Genomic DNA, 14882 nt, shown 5'->3' with positions numbered 1-14882 from the left:
GCCTGTACAAGGGCGCACTTCGCAGACCGGGTAACCGGGCAGTATTTGGGAGTCGACCTTGGTGAACAGAGTTTTGGTAGTCGATGACGAACAGACCCTTGCGCAGAACCTGCAGGCGTATTTGCAGGCGCAAGACCTGGATGTTCATGTTGCCCACGACGGTGCCAGTGGTATTGAACAGGCTGCAAGCCTGGCACCGCAAGTGATCGTGCTGGATTACCGCTTGCCCGACATGGAGGGTTTTCAGGTTCTGGAGGCCGTACGTAAGAACAGGCAGTGCCATTTCGTGCTGATTACCGCCCACCCCACTGTTGAAGTGCGTGAGCGGGCCGCCGATCTCGGTGTGAGCCATGTCCTGTTCAAGCCGTTCCCGCTGGCGGAACTGGCACGTGCGATCTTCGACCTGATGGGCATCGAGCGCCGGCGCAGGGCCACGGACAACCCGGCTGAAGGGTTCGTCGAACGACGCCAGTACAGGAACGAATCGTTCCCCCTGCAGTTGTACGATGGAAGCTGGGTGTTGGCTGACCGCCGCCGTAATGGCGCCAAGCCCCCGGGGCCCGACGACGAACAACTGCTCACAGGGGAATAGCGGCGCCCGCACCCCTGGCCGAGCCAGCCTGCGACGCGCCCCTGAGCGGAGTCGCAGGCCATGCCAGAAGCATTCGATGCAACCCGGGATCTGCTACAGCCTGCACCGGCCTCTTCGCGGGCATGCCCGCTCCCACAGGATACGCGTGATCTTCCGGTTTGCAGTGAACCTGTGGGAGCGGGCTTGCCCGCGAAGAACCCAGCGCCATTTTCAGCCTACCCCCGCGACCTCATGGCCCAGGCCCGCCTGCAAGCCAGCGACGAGCGCGTGCTCAACTGCCTGGAAAGGCTGGCCTGCGACACCCCCGACACCTTCACCCGCCGCCTGGGCCTGACCCTGCATTACCCGGTGCTGGACAGCCACACCTTGCTGGCCAGCGCCCCGCGCTTCGACAAGGTGACCCTGGCCCTATGCCTTAAACGCGAATTCGTGCTGATCGAGCAGGGCGGCCAACTGCTGGGCGTATTCGCCGACCCCTTCGACCAAGCCCGCCTGGCCTGGATCGACGATGTGCTGCAAAGCGCGCCACTGTACCTGGCCCACGCCGCCGACCTGGCCACCTTCCTGGCCCGCCACGAAGAAAGCTTCCACGCCGTCGATGCCCTTGACCACGACGCCGAGGCCAGCAGCGAAGGCGACCCGCTGCAACGCCTGTCGCTGGCCAGCATCAGCGAAGACCAGAGCCGCGTGGTCAAGCTGGTCAACTCCACCCTGTACGACGCCCTCAAGCTGCATGCCAGCGACATCCACCTGGGCATGACCGGCCAGGGCCTGACCATCAAGTACCGCATCGACGGCGTGCTCAACGGTGCCGGCAAGGCCAGCGGCAGTGCGTTTGCCGACCAGGTGATCTCGCGCATCAAGGTCATGGCCGAGCTGGACATCGGTGAAAAACGCGTGCCCCAGGACGGCCGCTTCAAGGTGGTCGTGGGCGACCGGCAAATCGACTTCCGCGTGTCGATCATGCCCAGCATCTTTGGTGAAGACGCCGTGCTGCGGGTGCTCGACAAGCAGGATTTGTCCGACCGGGTCAGCGGCGTGCAGTTGCAGGCCCTGGGCTTTGCCGACGAAACCTTGCGCGCCTTGCGCCGGCTGGCCGCCGAACCCTACGGCATGATCCTGGTCACCGGCCCCACCGGCAGCGGCAAGACCACCACCCTGTACGCCATGATCAGCGAGATCAACCACGGCGTGGACAAGATCATCACCATCGAAGACCCGGTCGAATACCAGCTGCCCGGCGTGCTGCAGATCCCGGTCAACGAGAAGAAAGGCCTGACCTTTGCCCGTGGCCTGCGCTCGATCCTGCGCCACGACCCGGACAAGATCCTGGTCGGTGAAATCCGCGACCCGGACACTGCCCAGATTGCCGTGCAATCGGCGCTCACCGGCCACCTGGTGTTCACCACCATCCACGCCAACAACGTGTTCGATGTGATCGGCCGCTTCAGCCAGATGCAGGTCGACCCCTACAGCTTCGTTTCAGCGCTCAACGCGGTGCTGGCCCAGCGCCTGATCCGCCTGGCCTGCCCGCATTGCGCCACACCCTGCGAACACGATGACGACACCCTGTACGGCTCGGGCCTTACCCGTGAAGGCGTGGCCGGCTGGAAGTTTGTGCGCGTGCACGGCTGTGGCCAGTGCCGTGGCAGCGGCTACCGCGGCCGCAGCGCCATCGCCGAGCTGCTGCACCTGGACGACGACCTGCGGCAGATGATTGTCGAGCGCCGGCCCCTGTCGCAAATCAAGACGCACGCCTGCCAGCGTGGCCTGCGCCTGCTGCGCGCTTCGGCCCTGGACCTGGTCCGTGATGGCCGCACCACCCTTGAGGAGATCAACCGTGTCACATTCATCTGATCGTTTCTGTGCCGTACTTGGCGCCGAGGGTGTCGGCTTGGGTTGCTGGCACAAAAACCAGCACCGCTGGCTGGGCAGCCGCGAATTCAGCTGCGATGCTGCCCAACCGGCGTGGGCAGCCGCTGTGGACGCGCTCGCTGCGCTGCTGGCCGAGCATGCCGTGCGTGGCGCCCAGTTGCGGGTGCTGCTGTCGGCCCGCTACAGCCGCTTCTGCCTGGTGCCCTGGAGCGACGCAATCGGCAGCCCGCGCGAGCTGGACGCCTATGCCCGGGCCTGTTTCGAAAACCTCTACGGGCAGCCGCTGGACGACTGGCGCATCGTACTGTCGCCCGAGCCTGCCGGCGCCGCCCGCATCGCCACGGCGCTGCCCGAAGCCCTGCTGCAACGGTTGCAGGGGCTGGGCCGGGAAAGCCGCCTGAGCCTGCGCTCGGTACAGCCGTACCTGATGGCTGCCTACAACCGTTGCTCGCCACAGTTGGAGCAGGGCGACTTCCTGTTCGTGCTGGCCGAGCCACGCCGCAGCGTACTGCTGCTGGCGGCCGGCGGCGCCTGGCAGCAAGTGCTGGCGCAGGGCTGCGCCGACAGCGACCAGGCCCTGCAAGCGTTGATCGAGCGTACCTGCGAGCTGTACGGCGAGCAGCTGCCGCGGGTGTACCTGCATGCCCCGGGCCGGGGCGACGTGCCGCAACTGGCGGCGGTGCAGCTGTGCCAGCCGGCCAGCGAAGCCGACCCGCTGTGCGCCATGTGGCGGGCGGTGGCCTGACATGCGCCGCCTCGACCTGGAATTCCAACCCCGGCGCAGCGGCCCGCTGGCGTGGTCGCTGCTGGCCCTGGGCAGCGCCTTGATCGCCGGCCTGGTGCTGCTGCAGCAAACCTTGCAGACCGAGCAGGTGGACCTTGAAGCCAGCGTGCACAGCCTGGAGCTGCAACTGGGCCGCCGCCCGGCCACTGCCGCACCCTTGAGCAGTGCCGCCAGCCGCGAACAGGCCGAGCGCCTGGCGCAGATGCGCAGCGTATCCCAGCAACTGCAACGCCCTTGGCAGCAGCTGTTCGCCATGCTCGAAGCCATGCCGCAGGACGATGTCGCGCTGCTTGGCCTGACCCCGGATGCGCGCAAGGGCCAGGTGCGCATCAGCGCAGAAGCACGCAGCCTGGAAGCGATGCTGCAGTACCACCAGCGCCTGGAAGCCAGCGATGAGCTCAGCGATGTGTCGCTGCTCAACCATGAAGTGTTGGCCGCACAGCCTGAGCACCCGGTGCGCTTCACCCTCACTGCCACCTGGGAGACCGGCCATGCGCGCCCTTGAGCTTAACAGCCTGATTGTTCAGGAACGCCTGCGCCGCGTCGGCCCGGTTGGCCTGGCGGCGGTCGCCGTGGTTTTGCTGGCCGTGGGCGTGGCCGGTGCTGGCGTGCTGCCGCAGTGGCAGAACGTGCGCGAGCTGCGTGCCACCGAAGCGGACGCCAGCGTGCAGGTCGGGCGGGTCAAGCGTGGCGAGTTGAAGATCGCCATCAAGCCCGAGCAACAGGCGCTCGACAGCTTGCGCCAGCAACTGCCGGGGCAACCCCAGGCCAGCGAGCTGATCGAACGCCTGTACCACCTGGCCAGTGCCGAGCACATCAGCCTGGCCCGTGGCGAGTACGCGCTGGGCATTGATCCCAAGACCCAACTGGCGCGTTACCAGATCGTGCTGCCAGTGCGCGGCAGCTACCCGCAGATTCGCGGCTTCCTGAAAGGGCTGCTGAAGCAACTGCCGACCCTGGTGCTGGAAGACCTCGAACTGCAACGCAAACGCATCGGCGACAGCGAGCTGAATGCCCGCCTGCGCATGACCCTTTACCTGTCGAGGTCGTGATGAACACACAACGTGCAGTCATCTGGGCCGGCTTTTTCGGTTTGAGCGCGGCGTTGGCGTGGGCGCCGGGGCACTGGTTTGGGCAGGACGATGGCGTCGCGGCCTTCGCGGGCTTGCCCGCTCCCACAGGTTCGGCGGCGACCACAGGCCCTGTGGGAGCGGGCAAGCCCGCGAATAGGCCGGAACAGGCTTCCCGCGATCTGTTCCCAACCCAGCAGTGGAGCAAACCCCAAACCCTGGCCACCGTCACCGAACAACCCGTGGTAGCCGCGCCGGTGGTAGCCGCCGCCCCGACTGCCCCTGAGCTGCCGTTCCAGTTCATCGGCCGCATGGGCAACAACGACGACCTGCAGATCTTTCTGCAGAGCGGCGAAAAACTCTACGTCGTGCGTCAGGGCGACATCATCGAAGACACCTATCGCCTCGATCGGGTATCGGCCGAAGAGCTGCGCCTGGTCTACCTGCCTTTGCATCAGTTGCAGACTTTGTCTGTAGGGAGCGCACCATGAAGCCGTCCAAGCTATGCAAACCTGCCCCGTTCCTGCTTGTGGCGCTGTGTGTGGCCATTGCCGGCTGCGGCTCCAGTACCGTGCGCAAGGACAGCGACCAGCTGATGAAGGAGGGCCAGTACGAAGCCGGCATCGCCCGCCTGGAAGAAGCCCTGCGCGATGACCCGCGCGACACCGAGCTGAACATCGCCCTGGCCCACAGCCGCCAGGCGGCAGTCGAGGCGCTGCTGGGCCAGTCCGATGCCGACCGCATCCGCCATGACTTTGCCAATGCCCGCATGGGCTATGGCCGGGTGCTGACCCTGGAGCCGAACAACCGCCGGGCCCAGGAAGGTATCCGCCAGCTGGAGCTGATCCGCACCCTCGACGAACGTGTGGCCCTGGGCCAGGCGGCACTGCGCCAGGGCGACCTGTTCGGCGCCGAGCGCTACATGCGCGAAGTGCTGCGCCTGGACCCACAGAACCAGAAGGGCATGGCCCTGCGCAGCGACATCGAGAACGTGCAGGCGCGCACTGCCCAGCCGTACCCACAGTTGCGCAGCAAGCTGGAGCGGCCGGTTACCCTGGAATTTCGCGATGCCAACCTGAAGACCATCTTCGAGGTGCTGTCGCAGGTGGCGGGTATCAACTTCATCTTCGACAAGGACATGCGCCCGGACATGAAGGCCACCATCTTCGTGCGTGAAGTGCGCATCGAGGACGCCGTGGCGCTGTTGCTGGAGCAGAACCAGCTGCGCCAGAAGATCGTCAACGACAACACCCTGATGGTGTACCCCGACTCGCCGCAAAAGACCAAGGACTACCAGGAACTGGTCATGCGCACGTTCTACCTGACCAGCATCGATGCCAACACCGCGCTGAACATGGTCAAGACCATGCTCAAGACCCGCGACGTGTTCGTCGACGAGCGTCTCAACACCCTGACCATGCGCGACACCCCGGACGCCGTGCGCATGGCCGAAAAACTGCTGCAGTCGCAGGACCAGTCCAACCCCGAGGTGGTGCTGGAAGTGGAGGTGATGGAAGTGGCCACCTCGCGCATCCTCGACCTTGGTTTGCAATGGCCCAACACCTTCGGCGTGCTCAGCAACGACGGCAAGCCGGTCAGCGTGCTCGACCAGTTGCGCGGTATCGACTCCAGCCGCATCAGCATCTCGCCGGCGCCGCAGGCCAAGATCAATGCCCAGGACAAGGACATCAACACCCTGGCCAGCCCGGTGATCCGCGTCAGCAACCGTGAGCAGGCGCGCATCCACATCGGCCAGCGGGTACCGATCATCAGCGCCACCTCGGTGCCGTCCACCCAAGGCCCGGTGATTACCGAAAGCGTCACCTACCTGGACGTCGGTTTGAAACTTGAAGTGCAGCCCACCGTGCACCTGAACAACGAAGTGGCGATCAAGGTGGCCCTTGAGGTCAGTAACGCCACCCCGCTGGAGGCCACTCGCCAGGGCACCATCCCGGTCCAGGTCGACACCCGCAACGCGCAGACCAGCCTGCGCCTGCACGATGGCGAAACCCAGGTGCTGGCCGGCCTGGTGCGCAACGACCACAACGCAAGCGGCAACAAGATCCCGGGCCTCGGCGACATTCCCGGCCTGGGCCGGTTGTTCGGCAGCAACAAGGACGACATGAGCAAGAGTGAACTGGTGTTGGCGATCACCCCGCGCATCGTGCGCAACCTGCCGTACCAGAGCCCGTCGGACATGGAGTTTTCCACTGGCACCGAGTCGGCCATGCAGGTACGCCAGATGGCGCCGTTGCCGCCCATGGACGTACCCGGCAATGCGCCGACCACCGACACGCCGGTGGTGGAAAGCCAGATGGCAGTCGCCCCGGTCAACGAGAGCCCGCGGCCATGAAAGCGCAGCGCCGCATGCAGGGCTTCAGCCTGATCGAGGTGGTGCTGACCCTGGCACTGCTCGGGTTGCTGGCCAGCATGGCCGCGCCGCTGACCGAAACCGTGGTGCGCCGCGGCAAGGAGCAACAGCTGCGCGAGGCGCTGTACCAGATTCGCGACGCCATCGACGCCTACAAGCGGGCTTTCGATGCCGGCTACATCGAGAAGCGCCTGGATGCCAGCGGCTACCCGCCAAACCTGCAGGTGCTGGTGGAGGGCGTGCGCGATGTGCGCAGTGCCAAGGGTGCCAAGTTCTACTTCCTGCGGCACATCCCGCATGACCCGCTGCTGGCGGCCAAGGGTGAAGACGAAGGCGGCTGGGGCCTGCGCGCCTACGACAGCAGCCCCGACAACCCGCGCGAAGGCGAAGACGTGTTCGATGTTTATTCCAAGGCCCGTGGCAAAGGCCTGAACAACATCCCCTACGGGCAATGGTGACAGCCATGAAACGCAGCAAAGGCTTCACCCTGATCGAACTGCTGGTGGTGATGGCGATTATCGCCACGCTGTTGACCATCGCCATGCCGCGCTATTTCAACAGCCTGGAAAGCTCCCGCGAAGCCACCCTGCGCCAGAGCCTTTCGGTGCTGCGCGAGGCGCTGGACCACTACTACGGTGACACCGGTCACTACCCGGATTCGCTGGAGCAACTGGTGGAACAGCGCTACCTGCGCAACACCCCGGTCGACCCGATCACCGAGCGCAGCGATGCCTGGCAGCTGGTGCCGCCCCCTGAAGGTGTGGCCGGCGGCGTGGCCGATATCAAGAGCGGTGCCACAGGGAGGGCGCGTGATGGCAGCCTCTTTGCTGAATGGTAAGGCCAGCGCTGGCTTCACCTACCTGGGCGTGCTGCTGCTGATTGCGGTCAGCAGCGTGGCCCTGGCCGCCACCGGCACGATCTGGGCCAGTGCCGCCCAGCGTGACCGCGAGCGCCAGCTGCTGTGGGTGGGCAGCCAGTACGCCCAGGCCCTGCGCAGCTACTACCGCGCCTCGCCGGGCCTGGCCCAGTACCCACAGGACCTGGCTGACCTGCTGCAAGACAACCGCTTCCCGCAGGCCAAGCGGCACATTCGCAGGCTGTACCCCGACCCGATTACCAACAGCGACGAGTGGGGTTTGCTGCGTTCCATCGACGGCCGCATCACCGGCGTACATAGCCGCTCGGACGCCACCCCGTTCAAGCGCAGTGGTTTCAGTACCGAGTGGAGTGGTTTCGAAGGGCTGGAACATTACAGCGACTGGCAGTTCGTCGCCGAGCAGGCCTTTACCGAAGGTGCCGACGGCGTGCAGACCCACAGCGGCCCGGGAGATACGCCATGAACAGCCTGGCTGCGCTGTGCCTGGGCCTGCTGCTGGTGCTGGCCACGTCGGCCAAGGCCGGGGACGAGGATGAGATGCAGGGTTTCATCGTCGACAACACCATCTCGCACATCGGCCACGATTTTTACTACTACTTCGCCGACCGCCTGCGTGCCACCAGCCGCCTGGACTTCAACCTGGTGGTGCGCGAACGGCCGGATGCCCGCTGGGGCAGCCTGGTCACCGTGGAGTTCGAACGCGAAGTGATGTACCGCCGCTTCCTGCCACCGAACACCACCGAGCTCAAAGACGAGGCCGTTGCAGCCGCCGACCTGGTCAAGCAGCAGATCATTCAACGCAAGCTGCAGCGCCTGCTACAGGACACCACCGACTTGGAGAGGGACGAGCTATGAACCACTGCATTCCACGTTGCATTGCCGCCTGCCTGCTGGCCAGCGCCTGTGCTGCCCACGCCACCGAGCTGGTGTACACCCCGGTCAACCCGGCCTTTGGCGGCAACCCGTTGAACGGCACCTGGCTGTTGAACAACGCCCAGGCCCAGAACGACTACGACGACCCGGACCTCAAGGACCGTGCCTCGGCCTTTTCCGGCACCACGGCCCTGGAGCGCTTCAGTAACCAGCTGGAGTCGCGGATGTTGTCGCAGTTGCTCGACAACATCAGTAACGGCAGCACCGGCAGCATGGCGACCGATGCGTTTCTCATCGACGTCATCGACGATTCCGGGGCCTTGAGCATCAAGGTCACCGATCGCGCCACAGGAGAAATTTCGATCATTGAGGTCAGCGGCCTGAACCCCTGAGAGGGAAGGGCTTTTATGTTGGGGAGAGAACACCATGAAACGTCTGCTGAGCACGCTGCTGATCCTCACCGCCCTGGGCCTGCAAACGGGTTGCAGCCTGCGCGAACCCATGTCGGCCGAACAGGACTCGGAAACCCCGACCCTGACCCCGCGCGCCTCCACCTACTACGACCTGATCAACATGCCACGGCCCAAAGGCCGGCTGATGGCGGTGGTGTACGGCTTCCGTGACCAGACCGGGCAGTACAAGCCCACCCCGGCCAGCTCGTTCTCCACCAGCGTCACCCAGGGCGCGGCGAGCATGCTGATGGACGCGCTGAGTGCCAGCGGCTGGTTCGTGGTGCTGGAGCGCGAAGGCCTGCAGAACCTGCTGACCGAGCGCAAGATCATCCGTGCTTCGCAGAAAAAACCTGACGTGGCGGAAAACATCATGGGCGAGCTGCCCCCGTTGCAGGCCGCCAACCTGATGCTGGAGGGTGGCATCATCGCCTACGACACCAACGTGCGCAGCGGCGGCGAGGGCGCCCGTTACCTGGGGATCGACATCTCCCGCGAGTACCGGGTCGACCAGGTAACCGTGAACCTGCGCGCTGTGGACGTGCGTACCGGGCAGGTGCTGGCCAACGTGATGACCAGCAAGACCATCTACTCGGTCGGCCGCAGTGCCGGGGTGTTCAAGTTCATCGAGTTCAAGAAGCTGCTTGAGGCTGAGGTGGGCTACACCACCAATGAGCCGGCGCAGCTGTGCGTGCTGTCGGCGATCGAGTCGGCGGTGGGGCATTTGCTGGCGCAGGGGATCGAGCGGCGGTTGTGGCAGGTGGCGGGGGATGGTGGGCAAGGCGACGGTGGATAAGTTCTTGAGCCAGAATCAGCAGCCTTGAAGGGGCGGTTTGGGGTTGTGTTGGGGCTGCCAGGCGCCTGTCATGAGAGGTTCAGCGCCTATGAGATCGAGCGCCGCCCGCGCGGCGCTTCGCGGGGCAAGCCCGCTCCCACATTTGTTGCAACGTACCAAAACTGTGAGGCCATGGTTGCCAGCCTTGTTGGCTTGACTCGACTACCCGGCTGGCGCTCATGGCACCTCACCTATCTTGAATCATGCACCTAGGCGGGCAACCCCTCTTCCACAGGCATGGCCACGTTGCAACAAATGTGGGAGCGGGCTTGCCCCGCGAAGCGCCGCGCGGGCGGCGCTCGATCTCATAGGCACCAAAAATGCTGAGGCAGGCACTTGGTGGCCCTGATGCCCCGTCGAGTCATGCGCCCTTACCCCAGCGAGGACAAGCGACAACAACTGAATTGTTTCTGAAACACGGCCAGCCTTGAAACGGTTCACTCACCCCGGTAGTCTTTGCCCGCTGCTGTAAATCCAGCAGCCGGGTTTGGTAGCCCGCGATCAATCAAGGCGCACAAGCGCCCGCTCTGCGATACAGTTGGCGCTTTTTTGTGCCCGGCTGTTTCGTTTTATGGCGGCTGTGCGTAGGGCGCCTCCGTGCGCGCCGGTTTCCTTGATTCCCGGTCTACCAACCTGCGTACAGCCGTCACCCTTTCGTTTGGTAGCGATTTGTGGCGGCTCCAGTGAATCAAGGAGCGACACAATGACAAAAGGCTTACCGACCCTCCCGTACGCGCCACCACGGCGGCCTCCAGTTTTTCCACTTGTGAATGCAGCCACCCGCCATTGTTCGCCGTGCGCTCGGGCGTGGACTACGAAGATGCGCTGGTGCATCTGTCCACGCTGCTCAAGGGCGCATTTGCGACCAACCTCAAGGCGCTGGAGCTGGCCAAAGGGACCTGTCGTGATCTGCTGTTGAGCAATGACCATGGGCTGGACTCGGCCAAGGCGGTGGTGGAGGCGTTGCTGGATGGGGTGGAAAGGCAGCAACTGACCGGGCGGAGAAACCTGGCGCCAGGCGTCTGATTTCAAGGGCCTTTCGCGGGTGAACCCGCTCCCACAATTGGTGCGAAACCTGTGGGAGCGGGCAAGCCCGCGAAGAGGCCAGTGCAGGCCACACTCTCTCTGTTCATTATTAAAGTATCGCCAATTTCAACGCCCTGACCTGATAGAACTGCCAGTAGTCGTCACTGTTCTCCTATGAGCAAATTGCATCAAAGCCCCATGACATCTCTGAATGTGCGGCGTTGACAGTTAACTCGGAAAAGGTGCTCGGTGATGCAGACTCGGATAGGCCTGTTGATTTTTACCCTGGGAAGTTTGATCGGTTGCGTGTCGCACACCTCTTCGGTGCCTGCCGGTCCGCCCGCACAGACCCAGGTACTCGTAAGGGAAACAGCCAAGTCACAGCAGTTGGTCGAATTGAACAAACGGGGTGAGCAGGCGGTTGCGCAACTGAAAGTCTGGTACGACTCGGTCACCGAAGACTGCGGTGGGCCTGATAAACCCAGTTACCTGTGCAGCGGTTTCGAACTGCGTGCTACGGAGTTCAGCCCTGAGAATCTACCTTGGGACCCGAGCCAGAAGCACCTGGACAAAGGCGCCATCGCGTTTTCCTGGGTGCGCCGCGATACCAACTTCGGCAGGGCGGCGGAACGCTACAATGGTTTTTTGTTCCCGCCGCTACAGGCCATCGCGCCTGGCAAGATCCGCGATCTCGAAGTGCTGTGTACATTCCCCATTGATGGCGGTACGGACAAGCGCGAAACCGCGCAGGGATGCGGCCCGCATGACGGGTTTGAGACCACCACGGACGCATGTCAGAAGGTCGGTGTGACGGATGCGGATGAGTGGCTGGCAAAGTACAGCGAAGATGACATCAGGAAATCAAGAGTCTGCGGATGGGACCTGCGCGAGGCCCCCGCGAACATGAAGGCGCAGTGGTTTGAGATGCCGATAAAGGTCAGGGCGGGTTTGAGCGCAGAGGCGTGGATGGGCTACAACGAAATTTTGCTCCCAGTCTGGAAAGTCGGTGAAGGCGCAGACTTGCCTGTTTTTGCATTTTTCTATGTCGAGGGTCAGACGCAGGCAGGCTTGCTGGCGCAATTTGACCAGTTCCGGTATCACGCAGCTTACGGCCAGGCGGTGCCGGTAATCTGAATCAAGCTTCCCACGGCAAAAGATCAGGTAACGCAGTTGACTTACGATGAACAAGACCAGGCGGTGGGTCGACCTGTCGTTACTTCGGACGTTGATTTTGAAACCGAGCAGGTCGGTGATCGCAAGGAATTCAGGGTTGACGGGTCGACATTCATACTGCATGGCACTGGTAGCGTCAGCGACGATTCGCACGGCGGCGATGGAAGTGCCATACGCGGGAAACATCTGAAGTTCGAAGGTTCAACCGAAATTTTACTGCCTGGCACCGGAACTCGCCGTGTAAGTTACGACTGGGGGTGCAGTGATATATGCACGAGAGATCTCACCTTTAAGGATAACTACAAAATGCTGAATGACCGTGAAGGTATGCATTATGGGTCGGATGAGGTGACAGTGGACGGCCCTGAAATCCTGCATCTTTACATGGTTGAAGACGGCGAGAACCCGCAAATGGTCATAGACAACCTAAAAGTCATGCAAGCGCCAGAGCGATAACATCTTCTGTACTGTGGGAGCGGGCAAGCCCGCGAAGCAGGCGACGTGGTGGATGGCACCGGCAACGCCGGTGATCGCCGGCAAGCCAGCTCCCACAGAGATCGCATCAGGGCTGACAGGTGTTGGCCACAAGATATGTAGCGCTTGTGAGATCGAGCGCCGCCCGCGCGGCGCATCGCGAGCAAGCTCGCTCCTACATCTGTTTCGGGCCAATCATTCCTGCGGGATTTGCGCGCGAACGCTTTGGCGCATGACTCGATATTGCGTCGTACGAACAAGGCGGTCGCGCGCCCATGGCACAGGCGTTACTGGCCCGAAACAGATGTAGGAGCGAGCTTGCTCGCGATGCGCCGCGCGGGCGGCGCTCGGTCTCCCAGGCGCTGAAGATGCTGTGGCGAGCACCTGGCAACCCTAATGCCATTGCCAGAAACCATAGAATCTCCCACAGGGACTGCGCCAGCTTCAAGTAACCTGCCCAGCTCCCCCCAAACCATCCACTACCTGATGACGCCCAGCCATTTCTCCCGCACACTGCGGAAAATTCCCAAGCCCGTCTTCCGCCACCTTGCGGGGCACAGCCGGAGTAGAAAATGGCGCGACAACTAATAACAAACGCCCACGACCCGCTGCACGAGTCCCGCCAGGCCCGCCTGAAACTGGCGAGTGAGGGCGAGCTGCCGCTGGGCATGCTGCGCGACGAAATCGACGCCTCCTGGCGCCGCAGCCTCGGCCATGGCCTGGACAGCCTGCAAGGCGAACAGGTTGGCCTCGGCCTGGAACACGGCCATGATTTGCGTACCCTGCTGGAACGCAACCGCCTGCTGGTCGATGCCGTTACCCCCGAACTCGACTACCTGGTCTCGCGTCAGGGCAAGGCTGGCATCATCATCCTCGGCGACGCCAAGGCCAACGTGCTGGCCATCGAGGGCCAGACCCACGTACTCAGCCGCGAGGGCCTGCGCGACCTGCAACCGGGTAGCTGCTGGAGCGAAACACTGCGTGGCACCAACGCGATTGGAACAGCGGTGGTGGAAGGCCGCCCTACGCTGATCAACTGCGGCGAACATTACCTCGACCGCCTCAGCCCGTTCTCCTGCACCTCCGTGCCCCTGCGCGATCCGCGTGGCGAGGTGATCGGCGTGCTCGACATCACCCGCGAAGGGGTGATGGCGCAGCCACAGGACAGCCTGACAACGCTGATGCTGGCCGCCGGCAATATCGAAAGCCGCCTGTTCGGCCTGTGCCACCCCGCGCAACTGGTGCTGGCCTTCCACAGCCGCCCGCAGTACCTCAACAGCGCCTGGCACGGCCTGCTGGCGCTGAGCCTGGACGGTGAAGTGCTGGCCGCCAACGACAGTGCCTGCCAGTTGTTGCAGGTGCCGCGCCATGAGCTGATCGGGCGGCGCAGCACTGACCTGCTCGGCGAACGCTCACCTGCGTTCATTACACGCCTGTGGCAGGGCGGGGTGAGCAGCGTGCAGACGGCCAAGGGCGAGTTCTACTTCCGCGCCTTGCAGTTGCCACGGCATGGCCGGGTCAATGGCAGTGCGCCGGCAAGTAAACCGGCGCCTGGCAAGCAGTCGCCCGCACTGGAAGCATTGGCGGGCGGCGACCCGCGCCTGGCGCGCAACCTGCGCATGGCCCGCCAGGGCCTGGGCAATGGCCTGCCGGTGCTGCTGCTGGGCGAGACCGGTACCGGCAAGGAAGTGGTTGCCCGGGCGTTGCACCAGGCCAGTCCGCGGGCCGACAAACCGTTTGTGGCCGTGAACTGCGCGGCCATCCCCGAAGGGCTGATCGAGTCCGAGCTGTTTGGCTACCGCGAGGGTGCGTTCACCGGCTCGCGCCGGGGCGGCATGGTCGGGCGGTTGATGCAGGCCCATGGCGGCACGCTGTTCCTGGATGAAATCGGCGACATGCCGCTGGCCCTGCAAGCGCGCCTGTTGCGGGTGTTGCAGGAGCGCCGTGTGGCGCCGCTGGGGGCGGGGGACGAGCAGGACATCGATGTGGCGCTGATCTGCGCCACTCACCGCGACCTCAAGCGCCTGGTGCAAGAGCAGCACTTTCGCGAAGACCTTTACTACCGGGTCAATGGCGTGTCGCTGCGCCTGCCGGCGCTGCGCGAGCGAGATGACCTGGGCGCGATCATCCAGGGGCTGCTGGACAAGTCCGATGCCCGTGGCGTAACCCTCGACCCGGCGCTGGCTGCCTTGCTCGAAGGCTTCGACTGGCCGGGTAACATCCGCCAGCTGGAAATGGTGGTGCGCACGGCGTTGGCCATGCGCGAGGACGGCGAGCAGGTGCTGACACTGGACCACCTGACCGATTGCCTGCTGGACGAGTTGGCCAGCGGCACGGCGCCTTCTGGCAGCCTCAAGGACAACGAACTTGAGATGATCCGCGGCGCGCTGGCGCGCCACCAGGGCAATGTGTCGGCGGCGGCCGATGCGCTGGGGATCAGCCGGGCAACGCTGTACCGCAAGCTCAAACAGTTGCGCGGCTGA

16 protein-coding genes and 1 pseudogene are annotated in these 14882 nt (G+C 64.0%); all 17 read left to right on the top strand.

Going from position 1 to position 14882, the window contains the following annotated elements; all coding sequences use genetic code 11:
• The first annotated feature begins 58 nt into the window (after positions 1 to 58).
• Positions 59 to 592: a response regulator gene (locus tag ACIQUI_RS05975; RefSeq protein ID WP_403195916.1), complete on the top strand. Its 534-nt coding sequence runs from the start codon at positions 59 to 61 to the stop codon at positions 590 to 592.
• Between the two features lie 183 nt (positions 593 to 775).
• Entirely contained in the window at positions 776 to 2449 is a 1674-nt protein-coding gene (locus ACIQUI_RS05970) for a GspE/PulE family protein (RefSeq protein ID WP_403195913.1), read from the top strand.
• A complete protein-coding gene (locus ACIQUI_RS05965; RefSeq protein WP_403195910.1) occupies positions 2433 to 3212 on the top strand; it encodes a hypothetical protein in 780 nt (259 codons plus the stop codon). Before ACIQUI_RS05970 ends, ACIQUI_RS05965 begins: the two co-directional genes overlap by 17 nt.
• Before the next feature lies 1 nt (position 3213).
• Positions 3214 to 3756, top strand: coding sequence for a PilN domain-containing protein (locus ACIQUI_RS05960; RefSeq protein ID WP_403195906.1), 543 nt, complete (start codon positions 3214 to 3216; stop codon positions 3754 to 3756).
• Entirely contained in the window at positions 3743 to 4303 is a 561-nt protein-coding gene (gene pilO / locus ACIQUI_RS05955) for a type 4a pilus biogenesis protein PilO (RefSeq protein ID WP_403195903.1), read from the top strand. Before ACIQUI_RS05960 ends, pilO begins: the two co-directional genes overlap by 14 nt.
• A complete protein-coding gene (locus tag ACIQUI_RS05950) occupies positions 4303 to 4812 on the top strand; it encodes a hypothetical protein (RefSeq protein ID WP_403195900.1) in 510 nt (169 codons plus the stop codon). Before pilO ends, ACIQUI_RS05950 begins: the two co-directional genes overlap by 1 nt.
• Positions 4809 to 6674 (top strand): secretin N-terminal domain-containing protein, encoded by a 1866-nt coding sequence (locus ACIQUI_RS05945; protein WP_403195897.1) that lies wholly within the window; start codon positions 4809 to 4811, stop codon positions 6672 to 6674. The genes ACIQUI_RS05950 and ACIQUI_RS05945 overlap by 4 nt, the downstream gene beginning before the upstream one ends.
• Positions 6671 to 7150 (top strand): type II secretion system protein, encoded by a 480-nt coding sequence (locus ACIQUI_RS05940; protein ID WP_403195894.1) that lies wholly within the window; start codon positions 6671 to 6673, stop codon positions 7148 to 7150. Before ACIQUI_RS05945 ends, ACIQUI_RS05940 begins: the two co-directional genes overlap by 4 nt.
• Positions 7151 to 7155: 5 nt before the next feature.
• On the top strand, positions 7156 to 7530 hold the full coding sequence (locus ACIQUI_RS05935; RefSeq protein ID WP_110742120.1) for a type II secretion system protein: 375 nt from the start codon (positions 7156 to 7158) through the stop codon (positions 7528 to 7530).
• A complete protein-coding gene (locus ACIQUI_RS05930) occupies positions 7505 to 8032 on the top strand; it encodes a type II secretion system protein (RefSeq protein ID WP_403195891.1) in 528 nt (175 codons plus the stop codon). Before ACIQUI_RS05935 ends, ACIQUI_RS05930 begins: the two co-directional genes overlap by 26 nt.
• Entirely contained in the window at positions 8029 to 8424 is a 396-nt protein-coding gene (gene csgE, locus ACIQUI_RS05925) for a curli production assembly/transport protein CsgE (RefSeq protein ID WP_403195888.1), read from the top strand. The genes ACIQUI_RS05930 and csgE overlap by 4 nt, the downstream gene beginning before the upstream one ends.
• Entirely contained in the window at positions 8421 to 8834 is a 414-nt protein-coding gene (locus tag ACIQUI_RS05920; RefSeq protein WP_403195885.1) for a curli assembly protein CsgF, read from the top strand. Before csgE ends, ACIQUI_RS05920 begins: the two co-directional genes overlap by 4 nt.
• Before the next feature lie 34 nt (positions 8835 to 8868).
• Positions 8869 to 9715 (top strand): annotated as a pseudogene (locus ACIQUI_RS05915) (CsgG/HfaB family protein).
• Positions 9716 to 10512: 797 nt separating this feature from the next.
• The gene (locus tag ACIQUI_RS05910; RefSeq protein ID WP_403195882.1) at positions 10513 to 10752 is read left to right on the top strand and encodes a hypothetical protein; all 240 of its coding nucleotides are present in this window, start codon (positions 10513 to 10515) and stop codon (positions 10750 to 10752) included.
• 252 nt (positions 10753 to 11004) lie between these two features.
• The gene (locus ACIQUI_RS05905) at positions 11005 to 11886 is read left to right on the top strand and encodes a hypothetical protein (RefSeq protein WP_403195880.1); all 882 of its coding nucleotides are present in this window, start codon (positions 11005 to 11007) and stop codon (positions 11884 to 11886) included.
• Between the two features lie 36 nt (positions 11887 to 11922).
• On the top strand, positions 11923 to 12381 hold the full coding sequence (locus ACIQUI_RS05900; protein ID WP_403195878.1) for a hypothetical protein: 459 nt from the start codon (positions 11923 to 11925) through the stop codon (positions 12379 to 12381).
• 590 nt (positions 12382 to 12971) lie between these two features.
• Entirely contained in the window at positions 12972 to 14882 is a 1911-nt protein-coding gene (locus ACIQUI_RS05895; protein ID WP_403195875.1) for a sigma-54-dependent Fis family transcriptional regulator, read from the top strand.

The organism is Pseudomonas sp. NPDC090592, from assembly GCF_044769185.1.
Classification (GTDB): Bacteria; Pseudomonadota; Gammaproteobacteria; order Pseudomonadales; family Pseudomonadaceae; genus Aquipseudomonas.
Note: the sequence above shows the minus strand (reverse complement) of the source record. Positions and strands in the feature narration are given on the sequence as shown.

What these genes read in the sequence shown, in the direction of transcription:
- ACIQUI_RS05950 (WP_403195900.1), top strand. Translation starts at nt 4,303, where the DNA reads ATGAACACACAACGTGCAGTCATCTGGGCCGGCTTTTTCGGTTTGAGC.
- ACIQUI_RS05930 (WP_403195891.1), top strand. Translation starts at nt 7,505, where the DNA reads ATGGCAGCCTCTTTGCTGAATGGTAAGGCCAGCGCTGGCTTCACCTAC.
- ACIQUI_RS05960 (WP_403195906.1), top strand. Translation starts at nt 3,214, where the DNA reads ATGCGCCGCCTCGACCTGGAATTCCAACCCCGGCGCAGCGGCCCGCTG.
- pilO (WP_403195903.1), top strand. Translation starts at nt 3,743, where the DNA reads ATGCGCGCCCTTGAGCTTAACAGCCTGATTGTTCAGGAACGCCTGCGC.
- ACIQUI_RS05905 (WP_403195880.1), top strand. Translation starts at nt 11,005, where the DNA reads ATGCAGACTCGGATAGGCCTGTTGATTTTTACCCTGGGAAGTTTGATC.
- ACIQUI_RS05935 (WP_110742120.1), top strand. Translation starts at nt 7,156, where the DNA reads ATGAAACGCAGCAAAGGCTTCACCCTGATCGAACTGCTGGTGGTGATG.
- csgE (WP_403195888.1), top strand. Translation starts at nt 8,029, where the DNA reads ATGAACAGCCTGGCTGCGCTGTGCCTGGGCCTGCTGCTGGTGCTGGCC.
- ACIQUI_RS05895 (WP_403195875.1), top strand. Translation starts at nt 12,972, where the DNA reads ATGGCGCGACAACTAATAACAAACGCCCACGACCCGCTGCACGAGTCC.
- ACIQUI_RS05945 (WP_403195897.1), top strand. Translation starts at nt 4,809, where the DNA reads ATGAAGCCGTCCAAGCTATGCAAACCTGCCCCGTTCCTGCTTGTGGCG.
- ACIQUI_RS05940 (WP_403195894.1), top strand. Translation starts at nt 6,671, where the DNA reads ATGAAAGCGCAGCGCCGCATGCAGGGCTTCAGCCTGATCGAGGTGGTG.
- ACIQUI_RS05920 (WP_403195885.1), top strand. Translation starts at nt 8,421, where the DNA reads ATGAACCACTGCATTCCACGTTGCATTGCCGCCTGCCTGCTGGCCAGC.